Genomic DNA, 20,237 nt, shown 5'->3' with positions numbered 1-20,237 from the left:
GCACGCGGGGGGCATTCGCGGCGGAGGGCGTTCGTAGCGAGGCGTCGAGACAGACCGCGCGATCAGGCGTTCGCGGCCTCCGCGTCCTCCACGGTCTTGGCGGGGTCGACGGGGATACCCGGGCCCATCGTCGTCGACAGGACGATCCGTCGAACGTACCGACCCTTCGACGACGACGGCTTGAGCCGGAGCACCTCGCCCAGCGCTGCGTCGTAGTTCTCGCCGAGCTGCTTTTCGGTGAACGACGCCTTGCCGATGATGAAGTGCAGGTTCGCGTGCCGGTCGACACGGAACTCGATCTTGCCGCCCTTGATGTCGGTGACGGCCTTGGTGACGTCAGGGGTCACCGTGCCGGTCTTGGGGTTCGGCATCAGGCCACGGGGACCGAGCACCCGGCCGAGGCGACCGACCCGGCCCATCAGATCAGGCGTCGCGACAACCGCGTCGAAGTCGAGCCAGCCACCCTGGATGCGTTCGATCAGGTCGTCGGAACCGACATGATCGGCGCCCGCCGCAAGCGCGTCCTCGGCCTTCTGGCCGACGGCGAACACGAGCACGCGGGCGGTCTTGCCGGTACCGTGCGGAAGGTTGACCGTCCCGCGCACCATCTGGTCGGCCTTGCGCGGGTCGACGCCCAGGCGCACGGCGACGTCGACGGTCTCGTCGAACTTCTTCCCCGCGCCTTCCTTCGCCAGCCGCACCGCCTCGCTGGGTGCGTACAACGCGTCCTTGTCGATCTTGGACTCGGCCGATCGGTAGGTCTTGCCGCGCTTCATGATTCTCCTCAGATTCCGTCAGGTGATGGGAGTTGTGGTGCGGGCCAGCGCGTGGCCCTCCCACGGGTGTGGCACCGGAACCGCCTCAGTCGTTGACCGTCACGCCCATGGAACGTGCGGTGCCTTCGACGATCTTCATCGCCGCGTCCATGGAGGTGGCGTTGAGGTCGGGCATCTTCGTCGTGGCGATCTCGCGCACCTGGTCGCGCGAGATCGACCCCACCTTGTCGGTGTGCGGCGTCGATGATCCCTTGTCGAGGCCGGCGGCCTTCTTGATCAGTTCGGTCGCCGGAGGGGTCTTGGTGACGAAGCTGAACGACCGGTCTTCATAGATCGTGATCTCCGCCGGCACGACGTTGCCGCGCATCTGCTCGGTCGCGGCGTTGTAGGCCTTCGTGAACTCCATGATGTTGATGCCGGTTGGACCGAGCACCGTACCCACCGGTGGGGCGGGCGTTGCGGAGCCGGCCTGCAGCTGGAGCTTGAGGACGGAGGCGATCTTCTTCTTCGGGGGCATCTCGTCGGATCCTCTGTGGGTAGTACGTGGTCGCTGCGTTGTCCGTGGTGGACCGTACGACGGATCAGGACTTCTGGATCTGGTTGAACGACAGCTCGACCGGAGTCTCGCGGCCGAAGATCTCGACCAGGGCCTTGACCCGCTGGGCATCGGGGTTGAGTTCGGTGATGGTGGCGTGCAGGGTGGCGAACGGCCCGTCGACCACCATGACCGAGTCGCCCACGGCGAAGTCGAGCACCTCGGCCTTCTTCTTCTTGCTGTCGGGCACCTTGGTCTCGACGACCACCGGCGCCAGCATCCCCTCGACCTCCTCGAGGCCGAGCGGCACCGGCTGGTGGGCGTGGCCGACGAAGCCGGTCACCGATGGGGTGTGGCGGACGGCCGCCCAGGACTCGTCGGTGAGGTCCATCCGGACGAGGACGTAGCCGGGGAGGACGGTACGCCTGACCATCCGGCGCTGGCCGTTCTTGATCTCGGCCACTTCCTCCTGCGGGACGACGACCTCGAAGATGTAGTCCTCCATGTTGAGGGACTGGATGCGGTTCTCGAGGTTGCCCTTGACCCGGTTTTCCATGCCGGAATAGGTATGGATCACATACCAGTCACCCGGCTTGGCACGCAGCTCCGCGCGGAACTCGTCGAGAACGTCGTTGCTCTCGGTCGGTTCCTTCTCTTCCTCTTCGTCGGCAGCGTCGGCGGTTTCCATAGCGTCGGCGGTATCTGCGGCATCCGCACTGTCCGCGGCATCCGCCGCGTCCAGGCCGGCACCTGTGTCGAGGCTCGCCTCGTCGCCTTCGCCGGCGGCGCTTCCCGCCGTACCGGCCGCCTCGAACTCGCGGGCGTCGTCAGCGGAGGCCTCATCGACAGGCGCGCCACCCAGAGGGTTCTCGGCGGCGGCCGCCTGCTCCGACGCAGGACTCTCTTGGCCCTGGTTATCGTCGTCGAGGTCGGACACTTTGGCACTCCGTCTTCTGTGAGCTTGGGTCTTCTGTGAGCTTGGGTCTTGCCTTGAGCTTGGTTGTGGTCGTACGGCGGTGGTGGTCGAAACCCGGCAGTGCTGGCTCGAAGGTGGGGTGGGTGTGCCTCGTCAGCCGAAGATCTTGAACGTCAGCCAACCGATCCCCAGGTCGAGGAGCGACACGATCCCGATCACGACGAGGACGAAGACCAGGACGACCAGCCAGTAGGTCGTGAGCTGCTCCCGCGTCGGCCAGATGACCTTGCGTAGCTCACCGACGACCTGCCGGTAGAAGAGGCCGATACGGGCGATGGGACCCCCGCCGTGTTCGCCACGCTTGTCCGGGCGAGCACGTTCCGGGGTCGCGGTCGACCCGCGCGTCTCGGTCACTGTTCGTCCTCACCGGTTCCTTCGAGCCCAGCCGGAAGCTCCGCCTGGGCGCAGCGGCCGCACATAGAAGGAACGAACGAGTGTCCCCCTTAGTGCGGTCCCTCGCGCATCACCCGCCGCGAGCGACACGCGCGACTCCGACCGTCACGGCCGAGGCCGGCAGGGCAGGAGGGACTCGAACCCCCAACCACCGGTTTTGGAGACCGGTGCTCTACCAATTGAGCCACTGCCCTTTGGAGGTCGTACGAACCGTCCGTGCACCATCTGCTGTGATGCTCGCGTTGGGCACACTTCGGAGAGGTCCTAGGACCACCAGAAGGACGAGTGTACGGGGTCCGCGTCCGCCCGGTCGAGCCGGCCCCGCGAGGCCCAGGCCGCCGCAAACCCGTCATCTCGAGCGAAACACCGTCCACGCGAGTGGAGCGTCCGAACCGCCCGGACCCGGACGTGCCGCCCACCTGCCCACGCCCGCAGGGGCCCGCCTGCCCACGCCTGCTGGTGCGGCCACTTGCCCGCGCTCGGTGCAGGCGCAGCGCAGGGACCCGCGCGCCGGTCGGGGGTAGACGAGGTCCAGACTGGACCGAAGTGCCACGATAAGGCTTATGACCAGCCCCGAGCGCGGCACCCACGACGAGGTGGCCGCAGAAGCCTCCCGCGCCGTCCCGACCCCCAGCCCTTCCCCCACGGCCGCGAAGACCTCGCACGACGGCCGTGCCACGAAGGTCGACAAGGGGCGGATCTCCACGCGCGTCGCCGCGATCGCGGAGTCGGCGACGCTGGTGGTCGACGGCAAGTCGAAGGCGCTCAAGGCGGCGGGGCGGCCGGTCATCGGCTTCGGTGCTGGGGAACCCGACTTCCCGACGCCCGACTACATCGTCGAGGCCGCCGTCGAGGCCTGCCGGGACCCGCGCAACCACCGCTACACCCCTGCCGGCGGCCTGCCCGAGCTCCGCGAGGCAGTCGCGGCCAAGACCCTGCGCGACTCGGCGTACGACGTGAAGGCCAACCAGGTCCTCATCACCAACGGCGGGAAGCACGCGGTGTTCGCGGCGGTCACGGTCCTGCTCGACCCGGGTGACGAGGTGCTGCTCCCCGCGCCGTACTGGACGACCTATCCCGAGCCGATCGCTCTCGCCGGCGCGCGGACCGTCCCGGTGCTGACCGACGAGTCGCAGGGCTATCTGGTGAGCGTCGAGCAGCTCGAGGCCGCGCGCACACCGCGGACGAAGGTCCTGCTGATCTGCTCGCCGTCCAACCCCACCGGTGCGGTCTACCCGGCCGAACTGCTCCGCGAGATCGGCCGCTGGGCGCTCGACCACGGCATCTGGGTGATCACCGACGAGATCTACGAACATCTGACGTACGACGGTGTGAAGGCCACCTCGCTCCCGGTCGAGGTGCCCGAGATCGCCGACCAGTGCCTGGTACTCAACGGCGTCGCGAAAACGTACGCCATGACCGGGTGGCGGGTCGGCTGGCTGGTCGGCCCGGCGGACGTCGTGAAGGCCGCGGTCAACCTGCAGTCCCACACGACCGGCAACGTCAGCAACGTCGCCCAGCGGGCCGCGCTCGCGGCGGTGTCGGGTGACCTGTCGGCGGCGGCTGTGATGCGGGAGGCGTTCGACCGGCGGCGGAAGGCGATCGTCCGGCTGCTGTCGGAGGTGCCGGGGTTCAGCTGCCCCACGCCCCTCGGCGCGTTCTACGCCTATCCGTCCGTGAAGGGCGCGCTCGGGAAACTCATCCGCGGCAAGCGACCCACGACGTCGGCGGAGCTCGCCGAGCTGATCCTCGACGAGGTGGAGGTCGCGGCCGTGCCGGGTGAGGCTTTCGGTACGCCGGGCTATCTGCGGTTCTCCTACGCCCTCGGCGACGACGACCTGCACGAGGGCGTCACGCGGATCCAGAAGCTGCTCGCCGAAGCACAGAACTGAGCGCGCGAGGTGCCGGCGCACGCGGACCGGGCCAGCCATGGGGGTGCGGCACGTCCGCTCGACGCGCTGCCGAAGGCGCACCTGCACCTCCACTTCACCGGCTCGATGCGACACGAGACGCTGGTCGAGCTGGCCGACCAGCACGGCGTACGCCTGCCTGACGCACTGCGCAAGGACTGGCCGCCGAAACTGCTCGCGACCGACGAGAAGGGCTGGTTCCGGTTCCAGCGGCTCTACGACGTGGCGCGGTCGGTGCTGCGCGGCGAGGCGGACGTACGCCGGCTGGTCCGCGAGACCGTCGAGGACGAAGCGGCCGAGGGCTCGGGCTGGCTGGAGATCCAGGTCGACCCGTCCGGTTATGGTGCGCGGTTCGGCGGGATCACGGCGTTCACGGAACTCGTGCTCGACGCGGCGCAGGACGCGTCCGCGCGCACGGGCGTCGGTGTGGCGGTCGTGATCGCCGCCAACCGGACCCGGCACCCGCTCGACGCCCGGACGCTCGCCCGGTTGGCCGTCCAGTACGCCGGGCGGGGCGTCGTCGGCTTCGGCCTGTCGAACGACGAACGCCGCGGCCGGCCGGAGGAGTTCGCCCGGGCGTTCGCGATCGCGGCCCGGGCAGGCCTCGGCAGCATGCCGCACGGCGGCGAGCTGTGCGGGCCCGACAGCGTGCTGGGCTGCCTCGACGCGCTCGGCGCCACGCGGGTGGGGCACGGTGTGCGGTCGGCGGAGGATCCGCGCCTCGTGGAGCGGCTGGCGGGAGCCGGGTTGCCGCTCGAGGTCTGCCCGGCGTCCAACGTCGCCCTGGGCGTCTATCCCGATCCGGCGGCGATCCCCCTGCGGAAGCTGTACGAGTCGGGTGTCCAGATCGCGCTGGGGGCCGACGATCCGTTGTTGTTCGGCGTACGCCTGACCGGGCAGTACCGGCTCGCCCGGGAGCTGGGATTTGCCGACGCGGAACTCGCCGAGCTGGCCCGGATGTCGGTGCTCTCGTCGTACGCGCCCTCCGAGGTGCGGGCCCGCCTGCTCGCCGGCGTCGACACATGGCTCACCGACGAGTCGGACACCCACCGCTCAGCCCCGGCGCCGCATGCCCCATCCGGTGATCATGATCGTGATCATGAAACGTTCCGGGACGTAGGACACCGTTCCTCTTCATGATCACGGAGGCGGGGTGAGGGTTGGACTGGGCTGCTGAGCTGGGCAAGGTCGGCTTGACGGTAACCGGCCAGCTGGGCGCGGGCATGGACGGTGCGGTCTTCGCGCTCGCCGACGGGTCCGTCGCGAAGGTCTGGAGCCGGCAGGACGCCGCGACGCTGGCCCGGTTGCGGGACTTCTACGCACAGCTGGACGGCAACGGCCTCCCCTTCGCCACGCCGATGATCCACGAGATCCGATCGGTCGCGGGTACACCGGTCACGGTCGAACGCCACCTCGAGGGCTGCCCGCTGAGCGAACGCATCGCTGGACGGGCGGACGGCGGGCATTCGGAGCGGGCGATGCGGACGTTCGTCGAGGTCCTCGCGGCTCTCCGAGAGGTCCCGGTGCCGTCAACGGCGCGAACCCTGGCCGTCATGGACGAGCCCGAGCCGTTCTACGCCAGTTCGGACGACACGTGGCCGGCCGCACTCGAACGCCTCGTGTGTCGACGCGTCGATGCGTTCGGGCCACCACTGCGCCGGGCGGTCGCCGATCTCGACACGCTTCTCGACCAGGTGGTCGGCGGCCTTCGCGCGCTGCCTGATGGGGACCGCTCCGTCATCCACGGCGATCTGTGTACGCCGAATCTCCTGGTGGGCGACAAACCAGGCGACAACCTCGACGTGGTGAGTGTCCTCGACTGGGGCTACCTCAGCATGGAGGGCGATCCGGCGTTCGACGCGAGCCTCGCCGCCGGGTTCTTCGACATGTACGGCGACGACGCGCGCGCGATCGACCAGACCCTCACCCGTTGGATCGCGGTCGAGTTCGGCTATCCGGTCGAGCTGCTGGCGTTGTACCGGGCGGTCTACGCGATCGCTGGCGCCTGTGCGTACGACCCGGACGGTCGCGACGGGCATTTCGCGTGGTGCGTGGACCAGCTCCGCCGCCCCGACCTCCGCACGCTTTTGCGCTGACCCGTCCTGCCTTCCCGTGATCATGATCGTGATCATGATCACGGGAAGGCGCTTCGGGCTCTGCAGAGCCGGAGGAGGGCACGCTCGGCTAGATGGCGCAGCCGACCAGGACAGGTTCGTTGACGAGCTCGATGCCGTATTTCGTGCGGACGCCCTCACGCACCTCACGCGCCAACCGAAGCAGGTCCGTGGTCGCCGCCCCGCCACGGTTGGTCAGGGCGAGCGTGTGCTTGGTCGACAGGCGTACGACACCATCGCCGTGCCCCTTGCCGAACCCCGCCCGCTCGATCAGCCACGCGGCGCTCGTCTTGACCTGCCCGTCGCCCGACGGCCACCGCGGCGCGTCGACGGGCAGTGACGCCGCGATCTCGGCCGCCACGATCGGATTGGTGAAGAACGACCCGACGCTCCACGTGTCATGGTCGTCCGCGTCGAGCACCATGCCCTTGCCTCGCCGCAAGCCCAACACCGCGGTACGCACGTCGGCGAGCGGTGCGCGCTTGCCGATCTCGACGCCGAGCGTGCGGGCCAGTTCGGCGTACCGGACGGGCGCGCCCAGGTCACCCTTCTCGAGTTGGAACACCACCTCGAGCACGACATAGCGTTCCGGCGTCCGCTTGAACCGGCTCGTGCGGTAGCCGAAGCCGCAGTCGGCCACCGGGATCGTGCGTACGACCGAGTCGACGCGGTCCCATGCCCGCACCTGCGCCAGCGTCTGCGCAACCTCCTGACCGTAGGCACCGACGTTCTGGATCGGAGCCGCTCCGACCAGGCCGGGGATGCCGGACAGTGCCTCGACACCCACCCAGCCCTGTCCGATCGCGTGGACGACGAACCCGTCCCAGTTCTCACCGGCGCTGACGCGAACGGTGGCTCCGCCGCAGGCGCTGTCGGACTCGACCTGGATCCCTCGCGTGCGCACCTGGACGACCGTGCCGGGGAAGCCTTCGTCGGCCACCACGACGTTGCTGCCGCCGCCGAGGACGAGGACCGGTTCCCGTTCGGCGTCGCAGGCGCGGAGCACCTCGACCAGTTCAGCGGTGTCCTCGACCTCGACCAACCGCTTGGCGGGGCCACCGAGCCGGAGCGTGGTCAGCTCCGCGAGCGGGACGTCGAAGCGTTCGTACACAGGCCAGCCCATGGTTGTCGAGTCGCGGATGATCAGGTGAGCCGGACGGTCGCCCGTGCGGCTCCGAGCACCTTCACCCCGTCGCCGGCCGGCTTGTCGCCGACCGGTTCCTCGGCGGCGAACGCGGTCAGGTCGACACGGACGAGACCGTCGTCACCCCTGCTCACCACCTTCCCCCCGAAGCGAACCTCGACTCCCTCGTCGGTGTCCGGAACGACGACCGGGCGGGTGAAGCGGACCGAGTAGTCCACGATCCGAGCGGGGTCCCCCACCCAGTCGGTGAGCACTCGTGCCGCCGCCGCCATCGTGAACATTCCGTGGGCGATGACGTCCGGGAGGCCGACCTCGTGAGCGACCCGGGCGTTCCAGTGGATCGGATTGAAGTCGCCCGAAGCGCCCGCGTACCGCACCAGGTCGGAGCGCCGCACGGCGATCGTGACCGTGGGGAGTTCCGTGCCCGCCTCGACCGCGTCGTAGGTCAGCGCGCTCATGATGCGGCTCCGTCGGGCCGGTGGACGACGGTCGCCTGGGCCGTGCAGACCGGCGCGCCCTCCGCGGTGGTGATCTCGGTACGCGTGGAGATCAGGTCGGTGCCGGCGGCCTGGCGTACGCCGGCGACCGTGAGCGTGCCGACCAGCCGGTCGCCTGGGTGGATCGGCCGGGCGTAGCTGAACTTCTGGTCCGAATGCACGATCCGGTGCAGCGCCAGACCCGCCTCGGGGTCGGCGAAGAGGGCCTCCAGCAGGCCGAACGCCACGACGATCGGAAAGGTCGGTGGCGCGATCACATCCGGGTGACCCAGCGCCTTCGCGGCACCGGCGTCACGATAGGCGAGATTTCCGTCACCGATCGCGTCGGCGAACTCGCGAATCTTCTCGCGGCCGACTTCGTACGGTGCTTCGGTGGTGTAGGTCCGCCCCACGAGGGCAGCATCGACGGGCATGACCGCGACCGTAGCGCGGAACGCCTCAGCGCGTCTCGCGGTGGGCCCGGTGGGCGCGGCAGCGCGGGCAGAACTTCTTCAGCTCGAGCCGGTCCGGGTCATTGCGGCGGTTTTTGCGCGTCAGGTAGTTGCGCTCCCGGCACTCGGTGCATGCCAGCGTTATCTTCGGGCGTACGTCGGAGCTTTTGCTAGCCACGGGATGCCTCTTGTGCTCGGTGGGACCAGGTTCCAGGGTTGGCCCCTGGACTTCACGTGCCCCAGGGGGTTGCCCCCCTGGGCTAACACAGCGAGCACGGCGCAGCTGATCGAAGATCAGCAAGCAGCCCCACCCGCCACGGGGGTTCCAGGGGGTTGCCCCCCTGGGCTAACACAGCGAGCACGGCGCAGCTGATCGAAGATCAGCAAGCAGCCTCACCCACCGCGTAGCGGTGGCCGGACTTGAACCGGCGACACAGCGATTATGAGCCGCTTGCTCTACCGTCTGAGCTACACCGCCGCCGGACCGGGTGACCGCGTGAGCGGATCCGGCCAGAGCCCCAATACGGAATCGAACCGTAGACCTTCTCCTTACCATGGAGACGCTCTACCGACTGAGCTATTGGGGCGAGCGACAACCGAGGATACAAGAGCATCGATCGCGACCGGTAATCGGATGGACCTCACGCGCCCAGGTTGTTTCCGGCAAGGTCGACGAGCTCGCCGTCGGGACGGTGCAACGCCACGCTGTCGCCGCCCTTGCTGAAGACCGTGGAGGTCAGCCCGCTGTAGTAACGGCCGTCGGTGTGGTGGCCATGCCCGACATAAACGGCGAGGGTGCCACCGCCGGCGATCACGCGGTCCGGCCCGATCGGCAACCGATAGCCCGGATCGTCCCGGAGGTACCAATCGCCGACGTCGACCGGCTCGGCCGTCAGGTTACGCAGGACAACGTGTTCGCCTCCGTCGGGCACGTCTCCGACCACGCGTTCGATGACGACCGGGGCCGGGCCCGGCACCGGGTCGCGGTTCTCCACCATCGCCCGTGCGACGGCTGGATAGTTCTGGATCAGCGCGTCGGCCCCCTGGGCAAGCAGCGAGGCAACGGCTACGGGGTCGTTCGGTGTCCAGAACCCGGTCTTCAGGCCCGCCGAGCGGATCCGCACGATGTCGCCGGGCCGCAGCCTGCGGTAGTTGGGGATGAAGTACTGCATCCAGCCGGCGAGCTCCCGCAGCGTCGCGTCGTCGGGGACGCGCTCGGTGATCCCACCGACCGGCACGGCGTGGTCGACCTCCCGTACGAAATCGGCGAGTACGTCGAAGTTGAACGACGTCACCTTCAGCCACCGGGCACGGTCGGGTGCGGTCAACCAGCCGCCAGGTGCGGTGCGCAGGACATCCGCGACCGCCTGCACCAGCCGCGGATGCCGGTCTGGGCTCTTCAGCTCCATCCAGAGGCCGAGGCCGTGGCCGCGGAAGACCCGGAGCGCCTCCCGCAGAGTCGGGATGTGCTCTCCCGCGAAGCGCTGATCGAACCACCCGCCCGCGTCGAGCATCCGCAGTTCGGCGAGGGTGAACTCGGCGACGTTCCACGTGGTCCGCTCGGGGAAGATCTCCGCGACGTTGGTCGTACGTTCCAGCGTCAGGTCATGGGCCAGCACCGGCACGCCGTCCTTGCTGAGCACCACGTCGACCTCGGCGAAGGTCGCACCCTGGGCGGCGGCCTCCCGCAGAGCCGTGAGCGTGTTTTCCGGTGCGGTGCCGGAAGCGCCGCGATGGGCGACGACCTCCACCTCACGTCTAGCCCGCACGGTGGTTCGGACGTCCGGATCTTCCCGCATTGACTGCATTCCTCCTGCCCCGGCCACGAAGGTCACAGCGTGACCGAGCCGGCGTACCGCCGTCCAGACCTGGCTCACGTGCTGGCCACGACTTTTCCTCCATGCAAGGCGTGGCCGCCGTGCCGGTGCGGGAACCTGGAGCACACCCGGAATCTCGGCGTTCGAGAGTGGCAGCGGGAACCGCGCGGCCTGGAGACCGTGGCGGCCGCGATGGCACGACCGAGTTCTGGTAAACCTCGATGGCATGCGCATCGGAGTGGTGTTTCCACAGACCGCGATCGGGGCTGACCGGGGTGCGATCCGCGCGTACGCACAAGGCGTGGGCGAGCTCGGCTACAGCCACCTTCTTGCCTTCGACCACGTGCTGGGCGCCGACCCTTCCCAGCATCCCGGCTGGTCAGGTCCTTATACGCACGTGAGCACGTTCCACGAACCGTTCGTGTTGTTCGGCTACCTCGCCGGGATCACGTCACTCGAACTGGTCACCGGCGTCATCGTCCTGCCCCAACGCCAGACCGCTCTGGTCGCCAAGCAGGCCGCAGAGGTCGACATCCTCACCGACGGCCGGTTCCGCCTGGGCGTGGGAATCGGATGGAACGCCGTGGAGTACGAAGCTCTCGGGGAGGACTTCCGCACCCGTGGACGCCGGATGGACGAGCAGATCGACGTGCTCCGGCGACTCTGGACGGAGCCGGTCCACACCGTCGAGGGCCGGTACCACCGGATCACCGCGGCCGGGATCGCGCCACTCCCTGTGCAACGGCCGATCCCGATCTGGCTTGGCGCTCAGAGCGCTCCTCGGTCACTTCGACGGGCGGGGCGGCTCGGCGACGGCTGGATGCCGCAGTTCCAGCCTGGTACGCGCGAGCTCGAGGACGCGATCGCCCACGTCCACGAGGGGGCCCGGGAGGCAGGCCGCGATCCGGCCTCCCTCGGCATGGAGGGCCGGCTCTCGGTCGACCGTACGACCGTGGACGACGTCGCCGAGAACGCCCGCCGATGGCGGGACGTGGGCGCGACCCACCTCTCGATCAACACGATGGGCGCCGGGCTCAGCAGCGTCGACGAGCACGTCGACCTGCTCGGACAGGTCGCCTCAGCCGTCACGCTGAGCCGCTGAGCCGGCGGACTCACGAAACCTCCGCCAACCGAAGCGCTGGCCTCTTCCGAGCAGGAGGGCTCAGCGGCGGCCTCGGCGTACGACGGCGGCGATGGCGGCCGACCCGCCGAGCAGCAGCATCAACATGCCGGTGATCTTGAGCCCTCGACGGGAGGACCCGCGCGACGACAGCGGCCTGCGTGCCGAACGCCTGTTGAGAACGGGCATCGTCCACCTCTTTCGGGTCGCAGCGATTGCTGGATCTTCGAGGTATGCCCGCGGTAATGGTCGCCGCCGTCGCCCAGTGAGGGTGAAACACGAGCAGCCGCAGGCAGGGGCGGCGTGTCGTGGCGGCCACCACGCCCGTCAGTGCCGGCCTGTAGCCGTCCGGCAGCCCAGCCTTGCTCAGCTCCCCGCGTCGTCGAACTCACCCTTCTTGGCTCCGTCGAGGAAGCACTCCCACTCGTGGTGGTCATAGACGAGGACCCGGTTGCTCGCTTCGCCACCCACGCGCATCAGGACCCACGAGCCGACGAACCCCACTTCGATGCTTCCGGCGGAGTTGCCGGAACGATGCCAGTCCACGGTGTCGAGGTCGATGCCGAGTTCGTCGACCGTCGGCTTCCGCCGTGCGTTCACGTTGTGCCCCTTCATTCGCCCGGTCTTCGTGGCCCCGCGTTGCGTTCGGGCGCTTGCCACCAGCGCCGCGTCGGCGCCAGCCCACTATTAGACCCTCGCAACACGTCGTAACCACGTGCCAGGGTGGTACGACAACGGCCGACTCGCCATGGCGTGCGCCACGTGACGCCGCCAACCGCCCCACCGCGCGGCGACCTGGCCGATCCGGCGCCCGCGTCGTAGGGTCATCCCGTTCTGGTCACGCGCCGTCACCACGCAACGTGCTCGCGTGCGAGCCGAAGGTCGTCGACTGGGCACGTCGGGGCCCGCCACCGGAGCCACCGGGCCACCCCCTGGTGCCGATGTCGGCAGGCAGCTGTCGGCGACAACGTCCGACACGGGGAACGGAAGGCACGGTGCAGCACCGACTGGTGGCCAGAATTGCCGGAGTTCACCTCCGGCGAGATCAACTTTGAGGCACGCTAGCACAAGACAATCCGCGCACTCCGCGAGTCGGGATCTTGGACAGACGCACTTGTGATTCACAAGTTAAGGGAGCAGTATGATGCGTGCGACGTCCTGTCAAGAGGTAGAAGCCGGCGCGAACGAAGGAGGGCCTAGGTGAGCGACGCCTACGGCGCCACCATCGCGAAGCGCCGGCTCTCACGCAGGCTCACCGAGCTGAGAATCGCCAGTGGCTACACCGCCAACCAGGTCTGTGACCGGCTGAACTGGGGACGCGGCAAGGTTGGGCGCTTCGAATCCAACCAGTGGGTCCGGCCGGAGATGAGCGACATCCGCGACCTGCTCCGGATCTACGGCGTCGACGAGGACGAGGCGAAGGAACTCGAGGACCTCGCCTCTCTGGCCCGCAAGCGTGCGTGGTGGCGCGACTACAACGACGTCTGGGCCAACGAGTTCCCCGGCTACGAAGACGACGCCGCACGCATCTGCACCTACACCCCACTGATCCTGCCGGCCTATCTGCAGACGCCTGCGTACATGGAGGCGCAGATGCGGCTGACCACACAACCGTCCGCGTGGCGCAACCGCGCCGTGGGCGCGCGGTTGCGGCGCCAGGAAATCTTCGACCGGACGGACGGCACCGCGCCCGAGTTGGTGGCGGCCATCACCGAGGCATCCCTGATGTACCGCTGGGGCTCATCTGCCGAGCGACGTTCCCAGGTCAATCACCTGGTGGAGATGAGTCGCCGCGAAGGGATAGAGATTCGCCTGCTCCGGTTCGCCGACGGCCCGCATCCCGGGATGGGTGGACCCATCAACATCTTCGAGTTCCCCGGCGGTGAGCCCAGCGTGGCTTACGTCGAGACCGACTTCGCCCTCCAGGAGGTGAGCAAGCCCAAAGAGATCGACGCGTACGTACGGGTTTTCAACCAGGCCCGCGCCGCGGCGTTGGAACCAACGGCGACCACGGCGCATCTAAAACAACTCGCGGAAACGCTGGAGTGAGCATGATCGACCTGTCTCAGGCTCAGTGGCGGAAGGCCAAGCGCAGTGGTGCGAACAACGGAGGCTGTGTGGAGATCGCAGCCAACCTGCCCGGTGTCGCGGCAGTACGCGACAGTGTGCATCCCGACCGAGGCGCACACGTCGTGGACCGAGGTACGTTCGCGGCCTTCCTAGAAGACGTGAAGGCTGGTCGCTACGACCTCTAGGTCGAGCAGATCCGCCCTCGCACAAAGCAGATCCCCCCGGAGCGCAGATCCGGGGGGATCGCTGTTTCTACGCCCTGTCTCAGCGGGCAGATGATCACCATACAACGACCGGCAACGGACAATGAAGTGGTGAGGACACAGCGCATCTGAGACGGGGCCGGCCACTACCCCTCGCCATGGGGTGCGCTCCCGGCGTTTCAGTGCCGTGACCTCGGCGTATGCCGCCATCCGCCCTCGCGAGACGACGACATCACCGGGGCGTCGACCAACCTGCTCAACGCAACCCGCCGCTCCATGGCCTTCGCTGTCAGCACTTCAGGTCGACTACGCAACGCAGCCGTACGACTCCACTACTAATTAGTCACATTCCTTCTCAGCTTGTGATTGTCAAGGACACGATTCGTGCCATACGCTTCGGTATGTGTGATTCACAGATTCCAAGACAGGAAGTTCCAAGACGTGAACTTCCGAGACGGGAAAGGCGGAGGCGCATGTTGCAACGACGACACGGCCGTGACCAGGCCTTGACCCGCTCACCCGTCGCGGAGTCGCACCACAACACCTGGGGACCACTCTCGTTCGTAGCCAGGAAACCGCTTTCTACGGCCAGAAATCGGAGTCTCACTCCAGGCCGATCAGAGGGGCGCTCCGCCCACACCGCGGCCGGAGCGGGCCATGAGCCAACCGGTCGCCCCCGCACGCAACGGCCGACGGCAGCCGGCTGTTCGCTCGACCCCTGACACGCGCATGTGCGATCCGGATCCTCAGACCTCGGAAACGGAGCATCAGATGAGCAGCTCGGTTGATCTCGGCGCCACCCAGTCGGGATCCCTCCGACCCCTGATCGTGACGCATGTGCCTGGTATCGGGCGGGTCGAGTGGTCCCAGACAGAACTCTCCGCGCATGCCGGCCTCCTGAACCGTACGCATGTGCCGGACCACGCGCCCACGGGTTTCGGTGGCCGCTGGTTCCGCCTGCCGGTGTCGCGATCCCACCGCCAGCCCGCCTGCTGCGTGTCATGCGCGCTCGACTGGCCGTGCCCTGAAACCCGCTGGGCGTCCTCCTGGCTCTCGGCGAAGCAGCGCCTCCTACGAGCTCTCACCCATCAGCCCCGCAGGTAACGCCAGTCAACCCAACCCGCGGCGTAGGGGGACAGCTCCCAAAGCCGCATCGACCGCACCGCAGCGACGGAGGGAGACCGGTCGACAATGGCCGCCATTCACGAGCTCTCACGGGACAACGTGAGTGTGCAACGTGCCGTGGATTTTGAGGATCTGGTAGCCGCGGCGCGGATCCTGGTCCGCGTCCACGAAGCAGACAGCCTCGGCGTCGGTGTGCGCTGGCAGTGGGGCGTCATCCCGGTCCTCTACAGCAAGAAGCGCACCTGCATCGTGTGCCATGGCGTGTGGCCCTGCTGGCGCGCACGCTGGGCAGCATCGACGCTCTCGACGCTTGACGGCGTGTGGCGCGAGATCACCGGTGAGGACCTGGCCTCGGAGTACGGCTACACGGCACCTCCCGAGCAGCTCGCGACGCTGTACGAAGCGCAGCCGTGGCCAGCCGAGGAAGCCTCCGGTCCCGGCCTGGACCGCCGGGCAGGGTAGCGCGTCGCCGCATTCGCAACGCCGCGTTTCCTGGTGTCGTCGCCACTTCCGCCGCAAGGCGGCTACCATGGGTAGTGGTTGCAAGTTTCTGTGTACGTGTTGGCCCTGTTCTTTCACGCCCGCGGAAAGTCGATGCGGGCCTTTGCCTTGCCAGGAATGGTGGGCGCTCCGCCGCTCGAGAGTGACCAGCAGGTCCGTAAGACCACGGACCCGCTTCCACCACACCTGTTCAGGAGAAGTACGAAATGACGCAGGGCACCGTGAAGTGGTTCAACCCAGACAAGGGTTACGGCTTCATCACCCCGGACGACGGCGCGAAGGATGTCTTCGTCCACTTTTCAGAGATCGTCGGCGGCGAGACCTCAGGATTCCGCACCCTGGAGGAAAACCAGCGGGTGGAGTTCGAGGTGACGCAGGGGACCAAGGGACCTCAGGCGAGCCAGGTTCGCCCACTCTGATCCACTCGGACCCGCCATCGGGCCGCCCTTCTGCGGCGGCCCGGTGGCGGGTTTCGTCTTTTCGGCCCGTACGCTCGGGCTCCGGTGGCAGGTTCCGCGTCATCGTGCGCGTCCGGTGAGGGCTCGGTGCCGCGGCGGACGCCAGGTCTGATTCCCGCCGGCTGTGGCGCCACCAGCCCGGCACGCTGGTGACATGCAACCAACCTCCCGTTATGACTACCGCGCCATCGATCCGGACGTCCTCGGCCAGATCCGGGTGAGTGACGACGCCGGTCGGCCGCCGAGGCTGCTGGTGGACGAGAGCGGCAACAATCCGTTGCGGTGTTGCCTGGGCCGCAGCCGACCCGGCGAGGAGATCGCGCTCGTGTCGTACGCCCCCCTCCGCCGGTGGGCGGCCGAGGCCGGAGCCGAACCAGGGCCGTACGACGAGACCGGCCCCGTCTTCATCCATCCCGTGCCGTGCGCAGGACCGAGCCAGTCGGGTTACCCGGTGGCGATGGGCGGCGAACGCCGGGTCTTCCGGGCGTACTCCCCCGACGGTCGGATCCTCGGCGGTCAGATCCTGGACGACCACACCTCCGAGCAGGTCGAGCGTGCCGAGGAAGCCCTCGACAAGCTCTTCGCCGACCCGGACGTCGCGGTCGTGCATGTCCGGGCGGTGGAGTTCGGCTGCTTCGCCTTCGAGGTACGCCGTCCGCCAGGATGAGGGAATGGCCACCAAACTGATCGAGCGGATCGAACGTGCGGCGGGGATCCCGGGTCTGGTCGAGGTCCTCGCCGACCGGCTCAGCCCGACAGACCTCTCGTCGCTGCTCCTGGAGGTCCACCGCCGCCGGGTCGAGCGGATCGCCCCGGCGAAGGTCCTGGGGCAGTACGAAACCAACCGGTTCGTCCGCCCTACCGGCATCGATCCCGCGGCCCTGGCGGACTTCGACCGGCTGGCGTTCGAGTCGCTGCGTTCGGCGGGCTACGAGGCCATCGAGCTGTCGCCGGTGAGTCCGCTGGGCACGGTGGCCGCGCTCGCGACGGTGGACCAGAACAACGTGCTCACCACCAGTCGTACGACCGAGGTCGTCGCCGACGCCACGAACTCCCTCGCGCTCGAATGCGCCCTGCGCAGGCGTGCCCTGCTCCGCTCCAGTCCTCGGGACATCTCACGGGTACGCCTGTGCGCGTCGCACCGACTCGTGCGGGGCCAGCTGTTCGACGGGCCCGCAATGTGGCCGCACTTCCGGCTGCTGGCGCTGACGACGGCCGGACGGGACGAAGGGTCGTTCCGGTTCGAGACGACGAGCCTGCGCGACGAGCTGGGTGCACTGTTGTGTCTGCTGGCCCGGGCGCAGGACGCCGGCCCCGCATTGTCGGACGTACGTCTGACGATCACCGAGTTGGCGGACGGTCTGCGTAAGCCGGTGCTGCAGGAGCAGGTCCTGAGGCCGCTGGCCGAGCGGTTTCCGGACGTAGCGGTGGCCTTCGACGACGAGCGTGAAGGCGGTCGGGGCTACTACACCGGCGCCTGCTTCCACCTCCACGGCACCCTTCCGGACGGGCAGCGGCTGCAGCTCGGTGACGGCGGCTTCACGTCCTGGACCGCACAACTGCTCGGCAACGCGAAGGAGCGGCTGCTCATCGCGAGCCTCGGGATCGAACGCCTGTGCGCCCAGCCGGGTACGTGAACCCGCCGGTCACCGTGGGCCTGGTGCTCCTCCACCGTTGGCGAGCTTGCGAAGCTCGGGACCGTATTCGGGGTGGTCGAGCGCGGCCGCGAACTGCGCCCGCAGGTAGCCCAGCGGGTTACCGGTGTCCCACCAGGTGCCCTCGATGACCTGTCCGAAGACGGGACTCTCCGACGCGTGGGCGTGGATGGCGCCCGACAGATAGATCTCGCCGTCGGGATTGTCGCGGTGCCGCTCGACCTGGCTTTCGAGCTCGGCAACGATGCCGGGCGTGACGACGTATCCGCCGATGGCGGCGTAGTTCGACGGCGCTTCCTCGGGCGCTGGCTTCTCGATGATGCCGGAGATCCGCAGCAGACCCGCGCCGAGCTCGTCGTCGACGATGGGTACGCCGTAGCGGCGGGACTCGTGCGGCTCCATCGGCATCAGGCCCAGGACCGGTGCGCGGGTCCGTTCGTACGCCGCGATCAGTTGCTGGGCACGCGGGACGGCCGCGGTGAACACGTCGTCGGCCCACAACACCATGAAGGGTTCGTCGCCGACGATCCGGGCGGCGTTGAGCACCGGCGTGCCGTTGCCGTAGGGGCCGTGCTGGTAGAGGTAGGTGATGCGGGCCATCGAGGTCACGGCGTGCAGCGTGTCGGCGATGTCGGACTTGCCGTCGGAACGCAGGCGTACGTCGAGGTCCTCGTCGGGCGCGAAATGTTGGTGGATCAGTGCCTTGCGGCTCGACGTGACGATGATGATGTCGTCGATGCCGGAAGCGACGAGTTCCTCGATGGTGTGTTGCAGAACTGGCTTGTCGAGGATGGGCAGCATCTCCTTGGGCAGCGCCTTGGTCAGGGGAAGCAGCCGGGTGCCCAACCCGGCAACGGGGATGACTGCCTTGCGAACCATCTGTGGCGTCCTTCTCCTCTGGCGATGGCGATCGTTTCGCCGTTTCGAGCCGACTCGACGACGCTACCGTCTCGGGATGAGGGGAGCCGGCAAAGTGACCGAATGCCCGTGTCCGTTGGGGTTCCGGCATCCTCGCGGGATGGCTTCGATCACGATCATGTAACAGCGGCGAGGTCGTGCAACCTCGCCGCTCTTCTTGATCGTCTTCCGTGGACAACTCTTCGACGACGAACAGGGGTCGCGTGTGCGCGCTGAACGGCAGGTAACTCGGCTGGCTGTCATCGGTGCCGTCACACTGGCAGCCGCGTACGGTTTCCCCGGCGCCGCCGACGCCATGCATGCCGAGGACGAGTCTGCTCCGATCCGTCCGGGCGAGCGCCGCGTCACCCAGGACCAGCCACCCGCGCCCCCGGCGGACCTACCGGGATGGCGGGTACACGAGGCCGAGGTGGGCTCGAGCACCTGGGTGGACATCTCGGCGCCCACGCTCGACAACGTCTGGGTGATAAGCGAAGGGGATGTCGAAAACGGACTCGGCTCGCGGGTCGCGCGGTGGGACGGCGAGCGGTGGACGGAGGACACGTCAGCGCAGTTCTGGGCGCACACCATCTCGGCTGCCGGCGAGGACAGTGTGTGGGTCATGGGCATGGACACCTGGGAAGCCGAGTCCGACCGGGACAGCCTGGCGTACCACTGGGACGGTGGGTCCTGGACCGAAGTGGAGCTTCCTGCAGAGCCGCCGCAGTCAGGGCCGCCCGAGCAGTCAGGGCCGCCCGAGCAGTCAGGGCCGCCCGAGCAGTCAGGGCCGCCAGGGCAGGGACCGACGGAGAGGCAAGGCCAGGCGCAGCAGACGGTTCACGACGCGACGTTCCATGACGTGGCATCGATCGCACCAGACGACGTCTGGGCCGTCGGTGAGTACGGCACCGAACTCCTCGAGGACGGCGTCCCGATCAGCCAGACCTACCGGCCGTACATCGTCCACTGGGACGGCGAGGCATGGAATACGGTGCCCACACCCACGTTCGGCAAGCACAGCCGGCTCACCGCACTGGCACCGGTATCGGCTGACGACATCTGGGCCGTGGGCCACGACGCCCCGGACGCATGGGTCTCCGGAACGCCGATCGCGGCGCACTGGAACGGGCGATCCTGGCAGCAGGTGACGCTGCCAGACCTGCCCGGCAAGGCAAGGTTGACAGCCGCCACCGCGGCCTCGACGACGAGCATCTGGGCAGTGGGCACTCTCAACGGGAGCCCACTGGCCCTGCACTACGACGGTGGGACCTGGCATGTCGTCCCGACACCGGGCCAACGGGGCGAGCTCACTGGTATCGCCACCGACGGCTGCGGCGGCCTCTGGGCGACCGGCGAAGACGAGGACGTCGAGGAGGAGCACGGCACCACGACGTATTTCCTGCACTGGGACGGCACCGAGTGGACCCGGGTCGAGGACCCTGCTGGCGGGCAAGGCAACCTCGACTCGATCGCGCGCGTACCCGGCACCACGACGATCGTCGCCGGTGGGGACAGGTCGGGAGGCGGCGTCGACTACGCTGACCACGCCATGATCGAGGTCAATGGACGACTTGCGCGGGGATGCTCCTGCGAGTGCGTGGAACCGGCGAAGTGA

At 68.3% G+C, this 20,237-nt stretch carries 23 protein-coding genes and 3 tRNA genes; 11 read left to right on the top strand and 15 right to left on the bottom strand.

What is annotated here, in order from left to right; translation table 11 throughout:
- Window positions 1-62: 62 nt before the first annotated feature.
- The 5 genes from rplA to ABNF93_RS06330 form a co-directional block, all read right to left on the bottom strand.
- On the bottom strand, window positions 63-776 hold the full coding sequence (rplA, locus tag ABNF93_RS06350) for a 50S ribosomal protein L1 (protein ID WP_349326695.1): 714 nt from the start codon (window positions 774-776) through the stop codon (window positions 63-65).
- Between the two features lie 85 nt (window positions 777-861).
- Window positions 862-1,293: a 50S ribosomal protein L11 gene (gene rplK / locus ABNF93_RS06345; protein ID WP_349326693.1), complete on the bottom strand. Its 432-nt coding sequence runs from the start codon at window positions 1,291-1,293 to the stop codon at window positions 862-864.
- Window positions 1,294-1,357: 64 nt separating this feature from the next.
- Window positions 1,358-2,248, bottom strand: a complete 891-nt coding sequence (nusG, locus tag ABNF93_RS06340; RefSeq protein ID WP_349326691.1) for a transcription termination/antitermination protein NusG — start codon at window positions 2,246-2,248, stop codon at window positions 1,358-1,360.
- A 132-nt stretch (window positions 2,249-2,380) separates the two neighbouring features.
- Window positions 2,381-2,641 carry a preprotein translocase subunit SecE gene (gene secE, locus ABNF93_RS06335; RefSeq protein WP_349326690.1) on the bottom strand — a complete coding sequence of 87 codons (261 nt, stop codon included), beginning with the start codon at window positions 2,639-2,641 and terminating at the stop codon, window positions 2,381-2,383.
- Window positions 2,642-2,801: 160 nt separating this feature from the next.
- Window positions 2,802-2,874, bottom strand: a tRNA-Trp gene (locus tag ABNF93_RS06330).
- Window positions 2,875-3,243: 369 nt separating this feature from the next.
- On the opposite strand from ABNF93_RS06330, the gene ABNF93_RS06325 reads away from it, so the two are divergent.
- From ABNF93_RS06325 to ABNF93_RS06315, 3 genes are read left to right on the top strand one after another with little or no spacing between them, the layout of a single operon-like run.
- Complete coding sequence (locus tag ABNF93_RS06325) at window positions 3,244-4,572, top strand: pyridoxal phosphate-dependent aminotransferase (RefSeq protein WP_349326689.1); 1,329 nt, start codon at window positions 3,244-3,246, stop codon at window positions 4,570-4,572.
- 9 nt (window positions 4,573-4,581) lie between these two features.
- Window positions 4,582-5,730, top strand: coding sequence for an adenosine deaminase (locus tag ABNF93_RS06320; RefSeq protein WP_349326688.1), 1,149 nt, complete (start codon window positions 4,582-4,584; stop codon window positions 5,728-5,730).
- Window positions 5,731-5,750: 20 nt separating this feature from the next.
- A complete protein-coding gene (locus ABNF93_RS06315; RefSeq protein WP_349326687.1) occupies window positions 5,751-6,686 on the top strand; it encodes a phosphotransferase family protein in 936 nt (311 codons plus the stop codon).
- Window positions 6,687-6,774: 88 nt separating this feature from the next.
- Here the strand turns inward: ABNF93_RS06315 and ABNF93_RS06310 are convergent, their stop codons facing one another.
- From ABNF93_RS06310 to ABNF93_RS06280, 7 genes are all read right to left on the bottom strand, one after another.
- Complete coding sequence (locus ABNF93_RS06310; RefSeq protein WP_349326686.1) at window positions 6,775-7,827, bottom strand: UDP-N-acetylmuramate dehydrogenase; 1,053 nt, start codon at window positions 7,825-7,827, stop codon at window positions 6,775-6,777.
- A gap of 20 nt (window positions 7,828-7,847) precedes the next feature.
- A complete protein-coding gene (locus ABNF93_RS06305) occupies window positions 7,848-8,306 on the bottom strand; it encodes a MaoC/PaaZ C-terminal domain-containing protein (RefSeq protein ID WP_349326685.1) in 459 nt (152 codons plus the stop codon).
- The gene (locus ABNF93_RS06300) at window positions 8,303-8,758 is read right to left on the bottom strand and encodes an FAS1-like dehydratase domain-containing protein (RefSeq protein ID WP_349326684.1); all 456 of its coding nucleotides are present in this window, start codon (window positions 8,756-8,758) and stop codon (window positions 8,303-8,305) included. Before ABNF93_RS06300 ends, ABNF93_RS06305 begins: the two co-directional genes overlap by 4 nt.
- A 25-nt stretch (window positions 8,759-8,783) precedes the next feature.
- Window positions 8,784-8,954 (bottom strand): 50S ribosomal protein L33, encoded by a 171-nt coding sequence (rpmG, locus tag ABNF93_RS06295; protein WP_349326683.1) that lies wholly within the window; start codon window positions 8,952-8,954, stop codon window positions 8,784-8,786.
- A gap of 227 nt (window positions 8,955-9,181) precedes the next feature.
- Window positions 9,182-9,254, bottom strand: a tRNA-Met gene (locus ABNF93_RS06290).
- 36 nt (window positions 9,255-9,290) lie between these two features.
- Window positions 9,291-9,363, bottom strand: a tRNA-Thr gene (locus tag ABNF93_RS06285).
- A 54-nt stretch (window positions 9,364-9,417) separates the two neighbouring features.
- Window positions 9,418-10,575, bottom strand: a complete 1,158-nt coding sequence (locus tag ABNF93_RS06280; RefSeq protein WP_349326682.1) for a glycerophosphodiester phosphodiesterase family protein — start codon at window positions 10,573-10,575, stop codon at window positions 9,418-9,420.
- A 244-nt stretch (window positions 10,576-10,819) separates the two neighbouring features.
- Here ABNF93_RS06280 and ABNF93_RS06275 point away from each other — a divergent pair, with 244 nt between their 5' ends.
- The gene (locus ABNF93_RS06275) at window positions 10,820-11,695 is read left to right on the top strand and encodes an LLM class F420-dependent oxidoreductase (RefSeq protein ID WP_349326681.1); all 876 of its coding nucleotides are present in this window, start codon (window positions 10,820-10,822) and stop codon (window positions 11,693-11,695) included.
- Window positions 11,696-11,755: 60 nt separating this feature from the next.
- Here the strand turns inward: ABNF93_RS06275 and ABNF93_RS06270 are convergent, their stop codons facing one another.
- Window positions 11,756-11,902, bottom strand: a complete 147-nt coding sequence (locus tag ABNF93_RS06270) for a hypothetical protein (RefSeq protein WP_349326680.1) — start codon at window positions 11,900-11,902, stop codon at window positions 11,756-11,758.
- 177 nt (window positions 11,903-12,079) lie between these two features.
- Window positions 12,080-12,313, bottom strand: a complete 234-nt coding sequence (locus ABNF93_RS06265; protein WP_349326679.1) for a DUF397 domain-containing protein — start codon at window positions 12,311-12,313, stop codon at window positions 12,080-12,082.
- 600 nt (window positions 12,314-12,913) lie between these two features.
- On the opposite strand from ABNF93_RS06265, the gene ABNF93_RS06260 reads away from it, so the two are divergent.
- The 6 genes from ABNF93_RS06260 (at window position 12,914) to ABNF93_RS06235 (ending at window position 17,707) form a co-directional block, all read left to right on the top strand.
- On the top strand, window positions 12,914-13,762 hold the full coding sequence (locus ABNF93_RS06260; protein ID WP_349326677.1) for a helix-turn-helix domain-containing protein: 849 nt from the start codon (window positions 12,914-12,916) through the stop codon (window positions 13,760-13,762).
- A gap of 2 nt (window positions 13,763-13,764) precedes the next feature.
- A complete protein-coding gene (locus ABNF93_RS06255) occupies window positions 13,765-13,968 on the top strand; it encodes a DUF397 domain-containing protein (RefSeq protein WP_349326676.1) in 204 nt (67 codons plus the stop codon).
- Between the two features lie 1,209 nt (window positions 13,969-15,177).
- Entirely contained in the window at window positions 15,178-15,573 is a 396-nt protein-coding gene (locus ABNF93_RS06250; protein ID WP_349326674.1) for a hypothetical protein, read from the top strand.
- 245 nt (window positions 15,574-15,818) lie between these two features.
- Window positions 15,819-16,031: a cold-shock protein gene (locus tag ABNF93_RS06245; protein WP_349326673.1), complete on the top strand. Its 213-nt coding sequence runs from the start codon at window positions 15,819-15,821 to the stop codon at window positions 16,029-16,031.
- Between the two features lie 193 nt (window positions 16,032-16,224).
- Window positions 16,225-16,737 carry a DUF1203 domain-containing protein gene (locus ABNF93_RS06240; protein WP_349326672.1) on the top strand — a complete coding sequence of 171 codons (513 nt, stop codon included), beginning with the start codon at window positions 16,225-16,227 and terminating at the stop codon, window positions 16,735-16,737.
- A gap of 4 nt (window positions 16,738-16,741) precedes the next feature.
- The gene (locus ABNF93_RS06235) at window positions 16,742-17,707 is read left to right on the top strand and encodes a hypothetical protein (RefSeq protein WP_349326671.1); all 966 of its coding nucleotides are present in this window, start codon (window positions 16,742-16,744) and stop codon (window positions 17,705-17,707) included.
- A gap of 9 nt (window positions 17,708-17,716) precedes the next feature.
- Here the strand turns inward: ABNF93_RS06235 and ABNF93_RS06230 are convergent, their stop codons facing one another.
- Window positions 17,717-18,604, bottom strand: a complete 888-nt coding sequence (locus ABNF93_RS06230; protein ID WP_349326670.1) for a UTP--glucose-1-phosphate uridylyltransferase — start codon at window positions 18,602-18,604, stop codon at window positions 17,717-17,719.
- Window positions 18,605-18,848: 244 nt separating this feature from the next.
- Between ABNF93_RS06230 and ABNF93_RS06225 the strand changes: the two genes are divergently transcribed.
- Window positions 18,849-20,237, top strand: coding sequence for a hypothetical protein (locus ABNF93_RS06225; RefSeq protein WP_349326668.1), 1,389 nt, complete (start codon window positions 18,849-18,851; stop codon window positions 20,235-20,237).

Source organism: Actinopolymorpha sp. B9G3 (assembly GCF_040120725.1).
Taxonomy (GTDB): domain Bacteria; phylum Actinomycetota; class Actinomycetes; order Propionibacteriales; family Actinopolymorphaceae; genus Thermasporomyces.
Note: the sequence above shows the minus strand (reverse complement) of the source record. Positions and strands in the feature narration are given on the sequence as shown.

Excerpts from the sequence above, each read along its gene's own strand:
- ABNF93_RS06275 (WP_349326681.1), top strand. The coding sequence starts at position 10,820 with ATGCGCATCGGAGTGGTGTTTCCACAGACCGCGATCGGGGCTGACCGG.
- ABNF93_RS06240 (WP_349326672.1), top strand. The coding sequence starts at position 16,225 with ATGCAACCAACCTCCCGTTATGACTACCGCGCCATCGATCCGGACGTC.
- ABNF93_RS06250 (WP_349326674.1), top strand. The coding sequence starts at position 15,178 with ATGGCCGCCATTCACGAGCTCTCACGGGACAACGTGAGTGTGCAACGT.
- rplK (WP_349326693.1), bottom strand. The coding sequence starts at position 1,293 with ATGCCCCCGAAGAAGAAGATCGCCTCCGTCCTCAAGCTCCAGCTGCAG.
- ABNF93_RS06255 (WP_349326676.1), top strand. The coding sequence starts at position 13,765 with ATGATCGACCTGTCTCAGGCTCAGTGGCGGAAGGCCAAGCGCAGTGGT.
- ABNF93_RS06230 (WP_349326670.1), bottom strand. The coding sequence starts at position 18,604 with ATGGTTCGCAAGGCAGTCATCCCCGTTGCCGGGTTGGGCACCCGGCTG.
- ABNF93_RS06270 (WP_349326680.1), bottom strand. The coding sequence starts at position 11,902 with ATGCCCGTTCTCAACAGGCGTTCGGCACGCAGGCCGCTGTCGTCGCGC.
- ABNF93_RS06305 (WP_349326685.1), bottom strand. The coding sequence starts at position 8,306 with ATGAGCGCGCTGACCTACGACGCGGTCGAGGCGGGCACGGAACTCCCC.
- ABNF93_RS06280 (WP_349326682.1), bottom strand. The coding sequence starts at position 10,575 with ATGCGGGAAGATCCGGACGTCCGAACCACCGTGCGGGCTAGACGTGAG.
- ABNF93_RS06310 (WP_349326686.1), bottom strand. The coding sequence starts at position 7,827 with ATGGGCTGGCCTGTGTACGAACGCTTCGACGTCCCGCTCGCGGAGCTG.
- ABNF93_RS06245 (WP_349326673.1), top strand. The coding sequence starts at position 15,819 with ATGACGCAGGGCACCGTGAAGTGGTTCAACCCAGACAAGGGTTACGGC.
- ABNF93_RS06300 (WP_349326684.1), bottom strand. The coding sequence starts at position 8,758 with ATGCCCGTCGATGCTGCCCTCGTGGGGCGGACCTACACCACCGAAGCA.
- ABNF93_RS06325 (WP_349326689.1), top strand. The coding sequence starts at position 3,244 with ATGACCAGCCCCGAGCGCGGCACCCACGACGAGGTGGCCGCAGAAGCC.
- rplA (WP_349326695.1), bottom strand. The coding sequence starts at position 776 with ATGAAGCGCGGCAAGACCTACCGATCGGCCGAGTCCAAGATCGACAAG.
- ABNF93_RS06235 (WP_349326671.1), top strand. The coding sequence starts at position 16,742 with ATGGCCACCAAACTGATCGAGCGGATCGAACGTGCGGCGGGGATCCCG.